The organism is Halomonas sp. RT37 (assembly GCF_040070525.1).
Taxonomy (GTDB): domain Bacteria; phylum Pseudomonadota; class Gammaproteobacteria; order Pseudomonadales; family Halomonadaceae; genus Halomonas; species Halomonas litopenaei.
On the sequence record NZ_CP098827.1, the window covers coordinates 1,805,920 to 1,822,699 of the forward strand.

The following is a 16,780-nucleotide window of genomic DNA, read 5'->3' on the forward strand; positions in this document are numbered from 1 at the left end:
GCACCGGTCTGTTGGCCGGGCCTTGAGCGATAACTCGACGAGGTAGCCTCCATGCAACTCGATCACATCCTGAACGGCATCGCCGAGCTTGGTGAGCGTCCGCCCTTGTCTGACTGGCAGCCCGAACCGAGCGGCGAGATGGACCTGGTGATCGCCCGGGACGGGCGCTGGATCCACGAAGGCAGTCCGATCCAGCGTCCTGAGCTGGTGCGCCTTTTTGCGCGCATCCTGCGACGGGAGGACGACGGCCACCACTACCTGGTCACGCCTATCGAAAAGTGGCGGATCAGCGTCGAGGACACCGCCTTTATGGTACTGGAGGCCGAGCAGGCAGACGCTCGGCTGGAAGGCCAGTCAAAAGGCCAGCCAGAAGACCACGTAGACAAGCGCTGGTGGCTGACCACCAACGTCGGCGAGCGTATCGCCCTGGGGCAGCAGCATCGACTATCACTGTCGACGACACCGGCGGGCGAGGAGGTGCCCCAGGTGTGCCTGCCCTATGGCGTGAGTGCTCGACTCGGGCGTAACGTCTTCTACCGTCTGGTCGAGCAGGCCGAAGCGTGCACCGAGCGCGGCGAGCTGGGGCTTACCAGCGACGGCGTGTGGCAGCCGCTGGGACGCCTGGAGGGTGACGCGCACTGATGGCTTCACCTGCATTGGAGCGGCTCGCGCTGACGCCCGAACAACGCTGCGTTGTCGCCCACCCGGCAGGCCACGCCAGGGTCGCGGCGGTGGCCGGAGCGGGCAAGACCACCACCCTGGTGGCCAGGGTGCTGCACCTGCTGTCCCACGGAGTCAGCGCCCGGCGCATGATGGTGCTGATGTTCAACCGCGCCGCCCGGGAAGACTTTCAGCGCCGTCTGGTGGCCATGGCCGAACCCGGCATGGAACTGCCGGAGGTGCGTACCTTTCACTCTCTCGGACATCGCCTGAGTCAGAGCCTGACCCGCTGGGGCGCGCTGCCACGGCGCGAACTGCTGACCGCAGACTGGCAGCAGGAGCGACTGCTGCGCCAGGCGACCCTGGAGGCGTTGGCCCAGGTCGACGAGGATCGCGACGCCGCGCTCGAGCCCGATCGCATCGAGGAACTCGCTCACTTCTGTTCGCTGGTCAAGGCCGAGGTGATCGACCCCCAGTTGCTGTATGAGCGGCTCGAGCTCGGCGAGGGGACTCGCCACTTCGTCGTCGCCCACCAGTGTCTCGAGACCTTGCTGGCCGATCACGGCGTGATGACCTATTCGGATCTGCTGTATCGACCGCTGCTGGCACTCGAAGGTGATCCCGCGCTGCGCCAGCGGGTTCAGGGCTTCCTCGACCATGTGATCATCGACGAGTATCAGGACATCAATGCCGCTCAGCAGCGGTTGTTGGCGGTGCTGGCCGGCGACCAGGCTTCGGTGATGGCGGTGGGTGACGCCAACCAGTGCATCTACGAATGGCGCGGCGCCCACCCGGAGGCCATGCTCGAGAACTTTACCCGGATCTTCGGTGCCGCCACCGACTACCCCTTGTCGACCACCTTTCGCCATGGTCACGCCTTGGCGCTGGCCGCCAATCATGCCATCGCCGGCAACCCGCGTCGCCCGGACCAGCTATGCCTGGCGGCGCCCACCAATCCGCGTACCGAGCTCAAGGTGGCACGGGGCGCCAGTGCCTTCCTCGATGGACTCAAGCGGTGGGTGGAAGCCGGCCGTCGTCTCGACGAAGCCTGTCTGCTGGTACGTAGCTGGACCCTGTCGGTGCCGATGCAGCTGGCGCTGTTGCGCGAAGGCATTCCCTTTCGCCTGGCCCGGGAGGATCGCTTCGTCTTTCGCCTGCCGCTGGTAGAGGCACTGGCCGGCTATCTATCGCTGTCGCTGTCGCCCGAGCAGCTGCGCGACCCTGGCGCGCTGATGCCGATGTTTGCCCAGCCGACCTGCTTCGTACCACGTGAAGTGCTCGCTGGCCTGGTGCAGCGCCTGGCCGACACCCAGACCTGGCCAGGGCCGGGCGACGCGCTGCTGGCGCGACTGAAGCCGCACCAGAAGCGCACCCTCAAGCGTCGCTGGCAACTGCTGTGCGAGCTGCCGAAGCTTGCCCATCTGTCCGCCGACGCGCTGCTCGAGCATGTGGTCGCGGAGGTCGAGGCGGAAAAGGTGCTCAAGCGCGCCGCCTCCCGCCGCGACAAGGGCGAGGAGGACGTGCGCCTGCTCGACGTCCTGATCGAGCAGGCTCGGGAGGTCGGTGACATCGCCACCTTCATCGAGCTGCTGCGGCGCCCGGTGCAGAACCGCGACGAAGGGGTGTTGATCAATACGGTTCATGGCGCCAAGGGCCTGGAGTGGCCGCTGGTGATGGTGGGGGCGGTCAATGAAGAGGACTTTCCCCACTACAGTCGTGACAACCCCCTGTCCCCCGAGCGTCTCGAGGAAGAGCGCAGGCTCTACTATGTGGCCATCACCCGGGCCATCGAACGCCTGGTCATCCTCCACGATGGCGGCGATCATCGTCCCAGCCGCTTTATCCAGGAGAGCGCCTGCCGCGACGCCAGCGCCGTGGCCAGGGCGCTGTACCGATGCGCTGACGGAGCCGACCCCGAGGAGGTGAGCGTCGCCGAGCCGGCACTGGTGGGGCGCTATCTGAATGCCCTGGGGCAGCCGCTGCCGATCAAGGCGCTTGAGCGAGCGCCAGGCAATGGCCATTACCAGGTGGGTGAGCGCATTCGGCACGGCGTCTTCGGTGACGGTGAGGTCGCCTTGGTGGAAGGCGACCCCGCCAATCCGGTCATCGAGGTGCGCTTCGATCGTGCCGGCAAGCGCCGCCTGATCGCCCATCGCGCCCCGATCGAGCGGCTGTCGAGCGCCTGATCAGGGCGCGGGCCACTTGTCGAGACGCGCGAAAGCGCTTCGATACGATAAGGCTCCGAAGCGATAAAGCCTTGCGCCACCAGACAGTGTTCTGACATGAGAAGGAGTTCGTCATGACCCATCCCTTGATCGACGCCGATAGCCTGCGACACGCGCTAGACGGCGACACCCCGCCGCTGGTGCTGGACTGCCGCGTGCGCTTAAACGACCCCGAGGCCGGGGCGGCGCTGTGGCGTCAGGCGCATGTCCCTGGCAGTCTGCACCTGGATCTGGACCGTGACCTGTCCGGGCCCAGGGACGCTGGCTCCGGGGCAGGCGGACGACACCCGTTGCCGAGCCACGCCGACTTCACCGCGACCCTTCAGCGACTGGGCGTCGCGCCTGAGCGCGAGGTGGTGGTGCTCGATGATGCCGGCGGCCAGCTGGCGGCGGCGCGGGCCTGGTGGATGCTGAGCGAGTGGGCCGGCCACCCGCGGGTGCGCCTGCTCGACGGTGGCCTCGCCGCCTGGGAGAGCATCAATGGCGACTGGGAGGTGGGGGAGGGTGCGCCTCCTGCGCCGTCGCAGTGGACACCCGAATTCGACGACAGTCGTTTCGTCGTCCTCGAGGAGATGGCGTCGACTGCGGCGCTGAAGGTGGACGCCCGGGCCGGTGAGCGCTATCGCGGCGAGGTCGAGCCGATGGACCCCCGAGCCGGGCATATCCCTGGTGCGGTCAATCGCCCCTGTAGCCTCAATCTCGACGACAATGGACGCTTCAAGTCGCCGGAGGCTTTAGCAAGAGAACTGCCCCAGAAGTCGCAGCAGGATCCTGGCGTGATTGCCTACTGCGGCTCCGGCGTTACCGCCTGCCATGACATTCTCGCCTATCGCCTGGCGGGTCTGCCGGCCCCGCGGCTCTATGTCGGCTCCTGGAGCGAGTGGAGCGGCGATCCCGCACGCCCGGCCGAGACCGGCCCCGCCACCGCTTCCTGACGCCACTGCTGACGGCGCCGCCTTGTGGCGCCTACAGCGGTCCTTCAGCGTCAACACCATCAACGAGCACGGCCCCGTCATCAGGTGACGGGGCCGTGCTCGTTGGACTATCAGCATGGCGCTGAATCATCAGTACCTGGTCGAGGTGGGGCCTGGCTCTCCTGCGCAGCCGGGCCCTGTCGATTCATCGTCTAGCGGCCTGCCTCGCTGGCGCCTGTCTGGCCAGAGTCTGGGTGGGCGGCTGGGTGGGCGGCATGGTGGCGGCCCTCCAGACGGCTCAGCAGCATGGCGTTGGCGGTATTGCCCATCACGTTCAGAGAGGTGCGGAAGCCATCGGTGAAGCGGTCCACGCCGGCGACCACGGCGACGCCCTCCAGCGGCAGCCCTGCAGCCGACAGTACGGTGCTCATGGCCACCAGGCCAGCGCCCGGCACGCCAGCGGTGGAGAAGGATACCAGCAGGCCGGTGGTAAAGATGGTGGCGGCCAGGGTCAGGGTCACCTCGACGCCGAAAAGCTGCGCCACGAAGAGCGCATTGAAGCCCTGGAGCACGGCGGCGCCGTCACGTTTAAGGGCGGTCCCGAAGGGCAGGGCGAAGGCGCTGAGCTGGTGTGGTGCACCGTAGGCCCGGGCATTGTTGAGGGCGATCGGCAGGGTGGCGTTGGAGCTGGCGGTGCCAAGGGCAAAGCTCAGGGCCTCGCCGAAGTGGCGCAGGTAGGCCAGGGGCCGGGCACCTGTGATCGCCAGCAGGGCCAGATAGAACACCGCCATGGCGCCGATGGCCGCCAGCAGGCCGATCACGTATAGGCCGAGCTTCAACAGCAGGTCGAACCCCTGGGTGGCCACCACCGAGGCGATCAGCGCGAATACACCGATGGGCGCGAGCTTGAGTACCATCGACAGGATCTTGAGGGTCACGTCGTAGCCGCTCTGCAGCAGCGAGACCAGCGGCCGACTCTGTTCCGGTAGCTGGCGGGCGGCCACGCCGACCAGGGCGGCGGCCAGGATGATCTGCAGCAGGTTGGCCTCGGCCAGCGCCTCGAAGGGGTTTTTCGGTACCAGGCCCACCAGCCACTGGGCCAGCGGGGTCGGGTCGCGGGCCTCGACGCCGGCGGCCTGAGCGCTGTCCACGCCGAGGCCCGGGGTCAGCCAGGCGGCCATGCCCATACCGATGGCCAGGGCCACCGCGCTGGTCAGCACATAGAGCACCAGCAGCTTGCCGGCGTAGCGCCCGACGCTTTCGCTGCGATCGACCTGGGTAAAGCTCAGTACCAGAGCGCAGAACACCAGAGGCACCACGATAAACTGCAGAAGGCGCAGAAATACCTGACCCAGCGGGGTCAGCAGTTGTGTATCCAGGACGCCCGCCCACTGGGGCAGGAACAGATTGACGGCGCCGCCGGCCAGGATCCCGAGGATCAGGGCCAGCAGTATTTGACGGGTGTGGGCCATGGTATCTCCCTGTAGCGGCCTCGATCACGGCTGCCCTGTCGTTGTCCCTGGCCTGGAGTTCGGCCGGATAGGCCGATGACAAGGCGGGTGTTCGGCAGGGGGGGGGGCGATCGATAAGGGGGCACACTATTAGGGCTCGGCGATGTCTTGGCAAGAAGCCCAATAGACCGATTTGTTATGACGTTAAGTGTATGCCCTGCAATAAAAAAAACGGACGGGGCTGGGCCCGTCCGCTGAGGGTGTTGGCTAACGGGCGTGTCAACGCCCTGGGTCATGGTTGGGCCGCGTTCGGCAGCGACGCGGCCCGCCCGCGATCACATATTGGGATAGTTGGGACCACCGCCGCCTTCCGGGGCGACCCAGGTGATGTTCTGGGCGGGGTCCTTGATGTCGCAGGTCTTGCAGTGGACGCAGTTCTGGAAGTTGATCTGGAAACGCGGCTGGCCATCGTCACCCTCGACCACTTCGTAGACCCCGGCGGGGCAGTAGCGCTGAGCGGGCTCGGCGTACTCCGGCAGGTTCTTGTGGATCGGAATTTCCGAATCCTCGAGCTTGAGGTGGCAGGGCTGGTCTTCCTCGTGATTGGTGTTGGACAGGAACACCGAGGAGGGCTTGTCGAAGGACAGCTTGCCGTCGGGCTTGGGGTAGTCGATCTTCTCGAACTCGCTGGCGGGCTTGAGCGCCGCATGGTCCGCAGTGGTGTCGTGGACCCTGGGCAACTTGCCGCCGAGCAACTGATCGACGAAGTTGTAGGCGCCACCGCCCACGGTGCCGTACTTGTGGATCGCGGGACCGAAGCTGGCGGTCTGCTCGAGCTCCTTGTAGGCCCAGCTGTCCTGCCACCTGGCCTCGAACGCCTTGAGTTCGTCGCCGCCCTCGTTGCCGTCCTTGAGCGACTCGAACACGCTTTCTGCCGCCACCAGACCGGACTTCATGGCGGTGTGGATGCCCTTGATCTTGGCGAAGTTGAGGGTGCCGGCGTCACAGCCGATCAGCAGCCCGCCGGGGAAGGTCATCTTCGGCAGGCAGTTGAGGCCGCCCTTGGCGATGGCACGGGCCCCGTAGGCCACCCGCTTGCCGCCTTCCAGGTAGCGCTTGAGCACCGGGTGGTGCTTCATCCGCTGGAACTCGTCGAACGGCGACAGGTAGGGGTTCTGGTAGGCCAGGTCCATGATCAGGCCGACCACCACCTGCTGGTTCTCGGCGTGGTAGAGAAACCAGCCGCCGTGGGTGTTCTTGTCCAGCGGCCAGCCGGAGCCGTGCAGCACCAGCCCTGGCTCGTGCTGCTCCGCCGGTACGTCCCACAATTCCTTGAGACCGATGCCGTAGTGCTGGGGATCCTTGCCCTCGTCCAGGCGGAATTCGCGGATCAGGCGCTTGCCGATGTGGCCACGGGCGCCCTCGGCGAACAGGGTGTATTTCGCACGAAGCTCCATGCCCGGTGCGTAGCCGCCTTTCTCGCTGCCGTCGGCGGCCACGCCCATGTCGCCGGTCAGGATGCCGCGTACCACGCCGTCCTCGACGATGGCGTCCTGGGCGGCGAAGCCCGGGAAGATCTCGACGCCCAGGGACTCTGCCTGTTCGGCCAGCCAGCGGCACAGGTTGCCGGCGCTGATCACATAGCGGGTGATGTCGCCACCGGTGTTGTGCATGCTCTTGGGCACCAGCGCGTTGGGCAGCTTCTGGGCCTTCTCGGCGTCCTTGAGCAGGTACAGCTCGTCACGCACCGCCGGGGTGGTCAGCGGGGCGCCACGCTCCTCCCAGTCGGGGAACAGCTCGAATAGCGCGCGGGGCTCGAGCACCGCTCCGGACAGAATATGGGCGCCCACCTCGGAGCCCTTCTCGACCACGCAGACGGTCAGCTCCTGCTCGGCCTCGTTGGCCTGCTGCATCAGTCGGCAGGCGGCGGCCAGTCCAGACGGACCGGCGCCGACGATGACCACGTCGAACTCCATGGTGTCGCGTTCTACTTGTTCTGCCATCGGGTGCTTTCCTCCTCGGCGTGACGTCGGGGTGCCACCAACGTCGTACAGATTTTAAACGGTCGTTTGCTTCACGGTGTGTCCCATGATAGGCATAATAGCGTCGTCGGGTCATCCTTACGATGGTCGACCCTCCCCAATGGTCGACTCGGCATGCGGGGATTGTTGCCAAGGCCCGGCCTGTGGCACATTGAAGGTACGCACCGAGCCCCTATCAAACGCTTGCATGAAACGCATAAGGGCATAGCGAAAAGTTCTCAATCGTGGTGTCCTCTCGGGACACGCGATGCGTAAATCGATGCGGTGCCCGTCACCGCTAACGTGTTGATGGTTCCTTCCTTACATTCAAGGTTCCCCAGATGAACCAAGCGAGGACAACATGAAAGTACTCGTCGCGGTCAAACGCGTCATCGACTACAACGTCAAGATCCGGGTCAAGCCGGATGGCAGCGACGTTGACTTGACCAACGTCAAGATGGCCATGAATCCCTTCTGCGAAATCGCCGTGGAAGAGGCGGTGCGCTTGAAGGAGAAGGGCGTGGCGACCGAGGTGGTGGCGGTGACCGTGGGGCCGAAGGCGGCGCAGGAACAGCTGCGCACGGCCCTGGCGCTGGGGGCCGATCGCGCCATCCACGTCGAGAGCGACGAGCGCGTTGAATCGCTGGGCGCGGCCAAGGCACTGGCCAAGGTGGTCGAGAAGGAAGCGCCGCAGCTGGTCATCCTCGGCAAGCAGGCGATCGACTCCGACAACAACCAGACCGGCCAGATGCTGGCCGCGCTGACCGGCATGGCCCAGGGCACCTTCGCCTCCGAGGTGGAAGTCGAAGGCGAGACCCTCAAGGTCATCCGCGAGATCGATGGCGGCCTGCAGACGGTGTCGCTGAAGCTGCCGGCGGTGGTCACTACCGACCTGCGCCTGAACGAGCCGCGCTACGCCAAGCTGCCTGACATCATGAAGGCCAAGAAGAAGCCGATGGACGTGATGACCCCGGCCGATCTGGGCGTCGAGGTAGCCAGCCGTCTCAAGCTGGTCAAGGTCGAGCCGCCGGCCGAGCGCCAGGGTGGCGTCAAGGTGGGCTCGGTGGACGAGCTGGTGGACAAACTGAAGAATGAAGCGAAGGTGATTTCATGAGCATTCTGGTTCTGGCAGAACACCACGACGGCCAGCTGGCCGACGCCACCGCCCACGTGGTGGCCGCCGCCCAGGCTATCGGTGGTGATATCGACGTGCTGGTCGCCGGTCAGGACGTAGCCGCCGTGGCCGAGGCCGCCGCCAAGCTGGATGGTGTCAGCAAGGTGCGTGTCGCCGACAGCGAGACCTTCGCTCACCTGCTGGCCGAGCCCACCGCCGACCTGCTGGTGGCCCTGGCCGACGACTACAGCCATGTGCTGGCGGCCGCCTCCACCACCGGCAAGAACGTGCTGCCGCGCCTGGCGGCACTGAAGGATGTGGCCCAGATCTCCGAGATCATCGCGGTGGAGAGCGCCGACACCTTCAAGCGTCCGATCTACGCCGGCAACGCCATCGCCACCGTCCAGAGCGAGGACGCGCTCAAGGTCATCACCGTGCGTTCCACCGCCTTCGACGCCGTCGGCCAGGGTGGCTCCGCTGCCATCGAACCGGTCGAGGCGAGCATCGACAACAGCCTGTCGAGCTTCGTCGGTGAAGAGCTGGCCAAGAGCGATCGTCCCGAGCTGGGGGCTGCCCGCGTGGTCATCTCCGGTGGTCGCGGCATGGGCAGCGGCGAGAACTTCAAGATCCTCGACAACATCGCCGACAAGCTGGGCGCCGCCATCGGTGCGTCCCGTGCCGCGGTGGATGCCGGCTTCGTGCCCAACGACATGCAGGTCGGCCAGACCGGCAAGATCGTGGCGCCGGACCTGTACATCGCCGTGGGCATCTCCGGTGCCATCCAGCACCTGGCCGGGATGAAGGACTCCAAGGTCATCGTCGCCATCAACAAGGACGAGGAGGCGCCGATCTTCCAGGTCGCCGACTATGGCCTGGTGGCCGATCTGTTCGAGGCCATTCCGGAGCTCGACAGCAAGCTCTGAGTGCAAGATGTAGAAACGGCTGTGCCGGCTAGGCCGGCAACGCTGACAAACGCCGTGGCGGCCAACGCCACGGCGTTTTTATTGGTGGGTGTCTGGCATCGATGTGCATGGCCGCCAACCCCTCGCCAGGCGTGCCGATCCGCTGTCGGACAGGGGCGTCGATGCCCTTGCCCGAGAGGTGTTGACAGCGATGAACTCGGGGTAGAGGCACCTTGCTCGCATTGATAACAATTCGTGTTTCGGGTACTGTCGTGGCATTTGACGCGGCGCCCCAAGGCGGCGCGAGAGCAGGTCGGAGGCCTTGGAATGGCGAACAAGCAGATCAACGGGCGGCCCGTCGCCGGGCCATCACAGGCTAGCCCCAGCGATGTGGTGACGGCTGGCGCAGCGGCAAGGAACAGCCTGCTGGGCGTCTCCTGTGCGCTGGCGCTGGCGCTGGGGCACAGCGGGGTAGCCCAGGCACAGAACACGGCGGACAATCTCGGCGACGAGGCCCTGGCGGCCCAGACGACCCAGGCCGAGCTGCAGGCGCGGATCGATCAGGCCGACGACGAGGTGCGTCAGCGTATCGAGGCGCTGCGCCAGGCCGAGCAGGAGGCCCAGCGGCTTCAGTCCTACAACCAGGCGCTGGCCCCCCAGCTCGAGCAGCTCAAGGCGACCCTCGAGCAGCGCAGTCAGGGCATGGCGACCATGGCCGAGACCCGCGACGCCCTGCCGGGCCTGTTGAACGACATGACCCGCCGCCTCGACGCCTGGGTCGATCAGGACGTGCCATTCCTCCATGGCGAGCGCAAGGCCCGGGTGGCGTCGCTCGAGGCCTCCCTGGCCAACCCCGAGCTGACCGCAGCCGAGAAGCTCGAGCGGGTGCTGGCGGCCTGGCGTGCCGAGCTCGACTATGGGCGCGATCTCGATGCCTGGCGCGGCACCCTGGAAGAGGGCGATCAGACCCGCGAGGTCGACTTCCTGCGACTGGGACGCGTGGGCTGGTACTACCTGACCCCGGATGGCCAGAACGGTGGCGTATGGGACGACGGAGGCTGGCAGTCGCTGTCCGCTGCCGAGCGCGACCAGGTGGAGAAGGGCCTGCAGATCGTGCGTGACCAGCGTGCACCGGAACTGCTGACGCTGCCGCTGACCCAACCGATCGAGGAGCGTTCCTGATGGTGTCTTTGACGGATTTCCCGGTGTCGCTGAACCGGCACAACCCGATGGGCAAGGGCCTCGCCCGCAGGCTGGTGCTGGGTGCCGCCGTGACCGCGCTGCTGGCCGCCGCTGCGCCTGCCGCCATGGCCCAGCAGCACAGCGATAGCGACAGCGTACTGTCGAGCTTCAAGCTGGAGCGAGAGGCCGCCGAGGCGCGTGATCAGGCGAGGTTGGCCGAGCTGGTGGAGGACAGTGACGCGCTGTCGGCCGCGCTCGAGGAGGCCGAGGCCCGTCGTGACGCCGCCCGGGAAGAGCGTGAGCGTCTGGAGGCCGAGATGGCCGAGGCGCGTCAGGCGCTGGACGAGATCGGTGCCCAGCGTGATGCCGAGGGCGGCGACCTCAACGCGGTGTTCAGCGCGGTGGCCGGCACCAGTGGTGAGCTGAGAGACGATCTCGGCCAGAGCCTGCTGACCCTGGGCGCCGACGTCGATTTGCCGCCGCGGCTGGACGACGACGCCATCCTGACCGTCGCCCAGATCGAGACCCTGGCCGACAGCCTGATGGGGCTGACCGCCGAGACCGGGCTGGTGCGTCGATTCGAGGCGCCGGTGGCCGCAGGCAGCGGTGAGGTCGCGCCACGCCAGGTGACCCGTGTGGGTGACCTGATGGCCTTTGGCGGCGGCCAGTTGCTCGAGCGGGTCGGCGACGAAGGGCGGCTCTCCGCCCTCGAGCACACCCCGGAGCGCGTCGGCGCTGTGCTCGACGCTTATCAGTCAGGCGATGGCCAGCTGCTGCCGGTGGATCCTGCCGACGGACGGGTGATCGAGGCGCTGTCGCGCCAGCCCACGCTGCTCGAGCGCTTCCATCAGGGCGGTGCGGTCGGCTATGTGGTGGTCACCCTGGGCGCCCTGGGCCTTTTGATCGCCCTTGGCCAGTATCTGTACCTGCTGCGGGTCAGCATGACCACCCGTCGCCAGCTCGCCAACATGGATGAGCTGTCCAATGACAACCCCCTGGGCCGGGTGCTTCAGCGCTTCCACGCCTTCGGTGCCGGCCATGCTCCCGAAGCCCTGGAGGCACGTCTGGACGAGTCGATGCTGGCCGAGCAGCCGCGTCTCGAACGCGGCCAGGCACTGGTCAAGATGCTCGCTGCGGTGGCGCCGCTGCTGGGCCTGCTGGGCACGGTGACCGGCATGATCGTGACCTTTCAGTCGATCACGGTGTTCGGCACCGGCGACCCCCAGTTGATGGCCGGCGGTATCAGTCAGGCGCTGGTGACCACGGTGCTGGGCCTGATCACCGCGGTACCGCTGCTGTTCGCCCATACCGCCATGTCGTCACGCTCGCGCGCCCTGATCGGCACCATGGAAGGCCGCGCCAGCGCGGTGCTGGCCGACCGTCTGGAAGCCGATCGCAAGGCCCTGCAGCCGGCCACCGACGCTAAGCAAGGAAGCAGGCGCCATGCCGATGCACCCCTGGCTTGATCCCCTCGTCCGGCTGATCGACGCCGGCGGGCCGGTGCTGGTGGTGATCGCCGTGGTGGCCATGCTGCTGTTCTCGGTGGGGCTCGAGCGCTGGTGGTTCTTTCGCTTCCACTATCGCCCGGCCCGGGCCGAACTGATGCGCCGCTGGGTCGAGCGGCCCGACCACCAGAGCTGGAGTGCCCGCACCCTGCGCGAGGTCTGGGTAACGGAGCTGATCCGACGCCTGCGTGGCCCCTTGCCCTGGTTGAAGCTCCTGGTGGTGATCTGCCCGCTGCTCGGGCTGCTCGGCACCGTGACCGGCATGATCACGGTATTCGACAGTCTGTCCATGGCCGACAGCAACCAGGCCCGCGCCATGGCCGACGGCGTTGCCCGGGCCACCTTGCCGACCCTGACCGGGATGGCGGTGTCGGTGGTGGGGCTTCTGTTCATTACACGGCTTGAACATATCATTCGGCGCGAGGATCAGCGGCTGCACGACCGCCTTGCCCGCGCCGCGGAGGATGCACATGCGTAGACGTCGACTGTCCGCCGGCGCCGAAGAGGCCAGCGAGGTCAACCTGACCCCGATGCTGGACGTGGTCTTCATCATGCTGATCTTCTTCATCGTGACCACCAGCTTCATCAAGGAGAGCGGGGTAGAGATCGAGCGGCCCGAGTCCAGCGCCGCCTCTTCCCGTCCCGACGTCCAGGTGCTGGTGGCGATCACACCGGAAGGCGCCTTGTGGGTGGACGGTGAGCCGGTGGACATCCATCGCGTCGGCACCACCGTCGCCGGCATGCTCTCCGAGGATGGCTCGGTGGTGATCCAGGCCGATCGCAACGCCGCCACCGGGGTGCTGATCGAGACCATGGACCGGCTGCGCGACGCCGGTGTCGAAAAGGTTGCCGTCGCCGCCGAAAGGAGCTCCGACGCATGAGGCGAGTGGTCTCTCTGGCGGCGGGTAGCCTGCTGACCCTGGTACTGTTCGCCCTGCTGGCGCTGCTGGTGGTGCCACCGGAGGCCGAGCCTGAGCTGCGCGAGGAAATCACTCTGAGCCTGGCCGAGGCGGTGGCGCCCCAGGCCGAGGCCCCGGCGGAGGCCTCCGCTGCTTCGGCATCGGCGCCGCCACCTCCACCGCCGGTGGCCGCCGCGCCGCCGCCGCCGAGCCCGGCCCAGACCGCTGTCAGCGAGATCCAGTTGCCGGACCCCGAGGTGGTACCGCCGCCACGAGAGCCCAAGGCGCTGGACAGCGCCTTGCCGGAGCTGACCGAGACGCCGCCAGAACCTGAACCTGAGCCCGAACCCGAGCCCAGGCCCGAACCGAAACCCCGGCCGGAGCCGACGCCGCAGCCTGAGCCCGCACCGCAGCCCGAGCCCGCACCACAGCCAACGCCAGCGCCCAGCGTGGCCACCAATGCGACCAGCAACACGGGCAGCGCCAGTGCGGCGGGGGCCGGCGCCGCCGCGCCTGCCTCCAACGAGCCGGTGGACGTGGGCACCTCGGCCCGAGCCACGCGCAAGGTGCCGCCGGAGTACCCGCGCCGGGCCCAGCGTCGTGGGCTCGAGGGCTATGTGGTGATGCAATTTATCATCCGCGCCGACGGCAGCGTCGATCGCGGCAGCATTCAGGTACTCGAGGCCAGCCCCCGCCGGGTATTCGAGGACGCTGCGCGTCAGGCCATCGCCGGCTGGCGCTTCGAGGCGGCGTCAGGGCTTCGGCGGGCGCGTCAACGACTCGAGTTCCAGTTGAGATAGATGTCGAGATAGCCACACAAGGGGTCGATCGCCATGGCAGTACTGTTGAAGACCACCCCGCTGGGGCGCTACCTGCAAGGCACTGGTGCCGCCTTGGCGCTGGGCCTGATGGCGGGTCTGGCCGGCGCACTGGCAAGTCCTGCGGCAAGCGCCGCGCCGACCCTGTCCGGTGGCATCATCGCCGACCTCAAGGGCCTCGAGCAGCGCCTGGCCGACGACCCGGCAGGGGTCGAGGCCAAGGCCGAGAGCCAGGCCGAGCGGCTCACCGGAGGCAACGCCTCGGACCGCTGGGCCAGGGCGCTCTACCTGCAGCTTGCCGCCGGGGCGGCGTCGGCCCAGAACCGGCCCGAGGAGGCGGCCGATCACCTGGCCAGCGCCCGCCGGATCGATGGGGTCGAGCAGGCCCAGCGAGATCGCTGGCTGCGCCAGGAGATTGAACAGCGCATCCAGGCGCAGCAACGTCAGCAGGCGCGGGCGCTGCTGGAGGACTGGCTGTTACGCCACGAGGATGTCGAGGCACTTTGGACCCTGGCCGAGCTGGCGGCCGCCGACGAGGACTGGGAGGCCGCCGCCGATGGGGTCGAACGGGCCAAGGCGGCGGACCCGCAGCCGAGTCAGGCGCGGCTCGATTTCGCCGGTGGCGTGATGCACAAGAGCGGTCGTCTCGATCAGGCCCTGGCGGCCCTGGAGGCGCGGCTTGCCACCGATCCTGCTGATGCCGATGCCTGGCGCCGGGCCGCGGCCATGGCCCAGCGCCTGGGTGATCCGGTCCGGGCCGCGGCGCTGTGGGAGGCCGGCTGGCGTCAGAGCGCCCTGTCCGGCAACGATGACCTTGAACGTCGCATCGAGCTCCACCTGGCCGCCGGTACCCCCGCACGCGCCGCCGAGCTGCTCGAACGGGCGCTGGCGGAAGGCGTCCTCGAGGATAGCGAGCAACGTCGCCGGTTGCTGGCCGAGGCCTGGTTTCAGGCTCGCGACCATGACCAGGCGCTGCACGCCTGGCAGACTCTTGCCGAGCGTTCCGACGCTGGCTCGGACTGGCTCCGGTTGGGACAGATTGCCGCAGGCTGGGGCCGCGAGCAGACCGCGCGCGAGGCATTGAACCGCGCACTCGCCAAGGGCGAAGACGAGGCGAAAACCTGGCTGGGCGCGCTGTCCGCGGGCTCGCAGACGGGGCAGGGCGCGGCCGCTGAACCTGGCGCTGGCGCCACGGATTCACCTCGACCCTCCGATGAAGGCGCTGGCTGAGGCGGCTCGCTGCCTTGTGGCAAAAATGACCCTCAGCGTAGAATTCGCCCCATGAAGAATTCCAGAAGCCTTATATTGCTGGTCATCGTTCCCGCGGTGGCCGTGGTGCTGCTCGGGGCGGCCATCTTTGGCTCCCAGGCGATGTCCGACAGCCGTCTGGACGATGACGCGCGCGCCGCCCTGGCGGCGTCCCTTCAGACCTCGGCACCGATCGAGCTCGCCAACTTGCAGGAGGTGCGCTACGGCTATGGCGTGTGCGGCTCCTATCGCCTGGCATCTGACGAAGGCTTTGCCTCCTTCTATCTTGATACCCAGAGCGGCGAGGTGGAGCTGGACGTCAACTCCCGTCGTTTCAATACCCACTGTGGCCTGTCGGCGCTGTGCTGATGGTTTCCATCGACGGTGACCGGTGTTGGTTGGCGGTTGACGACTGACCCACCTTCGTCGACACAGGCTCGTGCCGGCACTTTCTCAAGGAGACGTTTTCATGCGCATGTTCAAGGGCACCCTGGTTGCCGGATTGCTGTCGCTGCTGGCGACTACCCCGGTGCTTGCCGCCGAGCTAGAGATCAGCGACGCAAGGCTGCGCATGCTGCCCGGCGACCGCCCTGGCGCCGGTTACTTCAAGCTCTACAATGCGGGCGACGAGCCGGCAGCGGTGGTCGGAGCAGAGACCGACGCCTACGCCTCGGTGGAGCTGCACATGAGCATGGAGGAAGACGGCATGGCCATGATGCACGGCGTCGAGCGCTTCGAAGTGCCCCCCGGCGAGACCCGCGAGTTCGCCCCCCAGGGTTATCACCTGATGTTCATGAAGCCGCAACAGTCGCTGAACATTGGCGATGAAGTCGAGGTCCGCCTGATCCTCGAAGGGGACGAGCGCATCGAGACGACCTTCGAGGTGGTCTCGCCGGCGGCGCTGTAACGACGGTCTTGAGACGGCTGAGACAGCTGAGACAGTTAGGTCGGCAAAGTGATGTCGAGAGAACGGTGTCGGGAGCAGGGGCTGCAAAGTAGAGCCGAGACAACGGCCCATGAAATGAAAGCTACGAGGTTGGCAATGCGACAGGGCAGGACCGGCGGCAATGGCAGGGTGCAGAGAAGGGGAGCTGGTGCGAGCCAGGCAGTCGTCAGGGCTGGTGCGGCACTGCTGCTGACGGCTGCGCTGTTTGCCCTTGCCGGCTGCGAGGACGTCAACTGGCGTGGCACCGACATCTCCGACGCCATGCCGGCGCTGGACTTCGAACTGATCGACGAGAACGGCCAGCAGGTCGATGAGGGTGACTACGCCGGCAAGACGACACTGGTCTACTTCGGCTTCACCCACTGCCCGGACGTCTGTCCCACCGCGCTGGCTCGCTTGTCAGCGGCGATTCGTGAACTCGACGAGCCGACCCGCGACGCCGTCAGGGTGCTGTTCGTCTCGGTGGATCCCGAGCGCGACAGTCCCGAGGTGCTCGACGCCTATACCGAAGCCTTCGGACCGCGGTTTATCGGTCTTACCGGCGACAAGGCTGCACTCGACGCGGTCACCAACCGCTACCGTGTCAGCTATCGTCTGGGCGAACCCGAGGTCGACGGCAGCTACGACGTCGACCATTCCAGCGCCATCTTCGCCTTCGATTCAGGCGGCGACGCCCGTCTGCTGATGCGTGACACCGATCCGGTGGACTCCATCGCCGCAGACATCCGAAGGCTGGTGGAGAAGGGGTAGAGGTCCCCATCTTCTTGCAAAAATGCAGCTGGAAAAGCAAAGGGCCACCTGAAGTGGCCCTTTCGCGTCTCGATGGTAACGCGCCTTCACGCCTCGCTGCGTGGCAGCTTGATGCAGTCTCTGGTGCCGCGCGTGGTGTTGTGAA

Annotated in this window: 16 protein-coding genes; 14 read left to right on the forward strand and 2 right to left on the reverse strand. The window is 67.0% G+C overall.

Annotated elements, in window-relative coordinates:
* The first annotated feature begins 51 nt into the window (after positions 1-51).
* The 3 genes from NFG58_RS07875 to NFG58_RS07885 all read left to right on the forward strand — a co-directional run bounded on the left by NFG58_RS07875 (position 52) and on the right by NFG58_RS07885 (position 3,820).
* Positions 52-642, forward strand: a complete 591-nt coding sequence (locus NFG58_RS07875) for a DUF1285 domain-containing protein (RefSeq protein ID WP_045993411.1) — start codon at positions 52-54, stop codon at positions 640-642.
* On the forward strand, positions 642-2,846 hold the full coding sequence (locus tag NFG58_RS07880) for an ATP-dependent helicase (RefSeq protein ID WP_348827905.1): 2,205 nt from the start codon (positions 642-644) through the stop codon (positions 2,844-2,846). The genes NFG58_RS07875 and NFG58_RS07880 overlap by 1 nt, the downstream gene beginning before the upstream one ends.
* 113 nt (positions 2,847-2,959) lie before the next feature.
* Positions 2,960-3,820, forward strand: a complete 861-nt coding sequence (locus tag NFG58_RS07885) for a sulfurtransferase (protein ID WP_348827906.1) — start codon at positions 2,960-2,962, stop codon at positions 3,818-3,820.
* Positions 3,821-4,011: 191 nt separating this feature from the next.
* Here the strand turns inward: NFG58_RS07885 and NFG58_RS07890 are convergent, their stop codons facing one another.
* Both NFG58_RS07890 and NFG58_RS07895 read right to left on the reverse strand, forming a co-directional pair.
* On the reverse strand, positions 4,012-5,271 hold the full coding sequence (locus tag NFG58_RS07890) for a dicarboxylate/amino acid:cation symporter (RefSeq protein WP_348827907.1): 1,260 nt from the start codon (positions 5,269-5,271) through the stop codon (positions 4,012-4,014).
* Positions 5,272-5,585: 314 nt separating this feature from the next.
* The gene (locus NFG58_RS07895; RefSeq protein ID WP_045993415.1) at positions 5,586-7,253 is read right to left on the reverse strand and encodes an electron transfer flavoprotein-ubiquinone oxidoreductase; all 1,668 of its coding nucleotides are present in this window, start codon (positions 7,251-7,253) and stop codon (positions 5,586-5,588) included.
* A 379-nt stretch (positions 7,254-7,632) separates the two neighbouring features.
* Between NFG58_RS07895 and NFG58_RS07900 the strand changes: the two genes are divergently transcribed.
* The 11 genes from NFG58_RS07900 (at position 7,633) to NFG58_RS07950 (ending at position 16,635) form a co-directional block, all read left to right on the forward strand.
* On the forward strand, positions 7,633-8,385 hold the full coding sequence (locus tag NFG58_RS07900) for an electron transfer flavoprotein subunit beta/FixA family protein (RefSeq protein WP_045993416.1): 753 nt from the start codon (positions 7,633-7,635) through the stop codon (positions 8,383-8,385).
* Complete coding sequence (locus tag NFG58_RS07905; RefSeq protein WP_045993417.1) at positions 8,382-9,308, forward strand: FAD-binding protein; 927 nt, start codon at positions 8,382-8,384, stop codon at positions 9,306-9,308. Before NFG58_RS07900 ends, NFG58_RS07905 begins: the two co-directional genes overlap by 4 nt.
* 306 nt (positions 9,309-9,614) lie before the next feature.
* Positions 9,615-10,469, forward strand: a complete 855-nt coding sequence (locus tag NFG58_RS07910; protein WP_348827908.1) for a DUF3450 domain-containing protein — start codon at positions 9,615-9,617, stop codon at positions 10,467-10,469.
* Positions 10,469-11,935, forward strand: a complete 1,467-nt coding sequence (locus NFG58_RS07915) for a MotA/TolQ/ExbB proton channel family protein (RefSeq protein WP_348827909.1) — start codon at positions 10,469-10,471, stop codon at positions 11,933-11,935. The genes NFG58_RS07910 and NFG58_RS07915 overlap by 1 nt, the downstream gene beginning before the upstream one ends.
* The gene (locus NFG58_RS07920) at positions 11,913-12,452 is read left to right on the forward strand and encodes a MotA/TolQ/ExbB proton channel family protein (protein ID WP_045993418.1); all 540 of its coding nucleotides are present in this window, start codon (positions 11,913-11,915) and stop codon (positions 12,450-12,452) included. Before NFG58_RS07915 ends, NFG58_RS07920 begins: the two co-directional genes overlap by 23 nt.
* Positions 12,445-12,855: a biopolymer transporter ExbD gene (locus NFG58_RS07925; RefSeq protein WP_045993419.1), complete on the forward strand. Its 411-nt coding sequence runs from the start codon at positions 12,445-12,447 to the stop codon at positions 12,853-12,855. The genes NFG58_RS07920 and NFG58_RS07925 overlap by 8 nt, the downstream gene beginning before the upstream one ends.
* Positions 12,852-13,673 (forward strand): energy transducer TonB, encoded by an 822-nt coding sequence (locus NFG58_RS07930; RefSeq protein ID WP_108132695.1) that lies wholly within the window; start codon positions 12,852-12,854, stop codon positions 13,671-13,673. Before NFG58_RS07925 ends, NFG58_RS07930 begins: the two co-directional genes overlap by 4 nt.
* A 33-nt stretch (positions 13,674-13,706) precedes the next feature.
* Complete coding sequence (locus NFG58_RS07935; RefSeq protein ID WP_348827910.1) at positions 13,707-14,921, forward strand: hypothetical protein; 1,215 nt, start codon at positions 13,707-13,709, stop codon at positions 14,919-14,921.
* Between the two features lie 51 nt (positions 14,922-14,972).
* Positions 14,973-15,308, forward strand: a complete 336-nt coding sequence (locus tag NFG58_RS07940) for a hypothetical protein (protein WP_045993471.1) — start codon at positions 14,973-14,975, stop codon at positions 15,306-15,308.
* A 100-nt stretch (positions 15,309-15,408) separates the two neighbouring features.
* On the forward strand, positions 15,409-15,846 hold the full coding sequence (locus NFG58_RS07945) for a copper chaperone PCu(A)C (RefSeq protein ID WP_348827911.1): 438 nt from the start codon (positions 15,409-15,411) through the stop codon (positions 15,844-15,846).
* Between the two features lie 135 nt (positions 15,847-15,981).
* On the forward strand, positions 15,982-16,635 hold the full coding sequence (locus tag NFG58_RS07950) for an SCO family protein (RefSeq protein WP_348827912.1): 654 nt from the start codon (positions 15,982-15,984) through the stop codon (positions 16,633-16,635).
* The last annotated feature ends 145 nt before the right edge of the window (positions 16,636-16,780 follow it).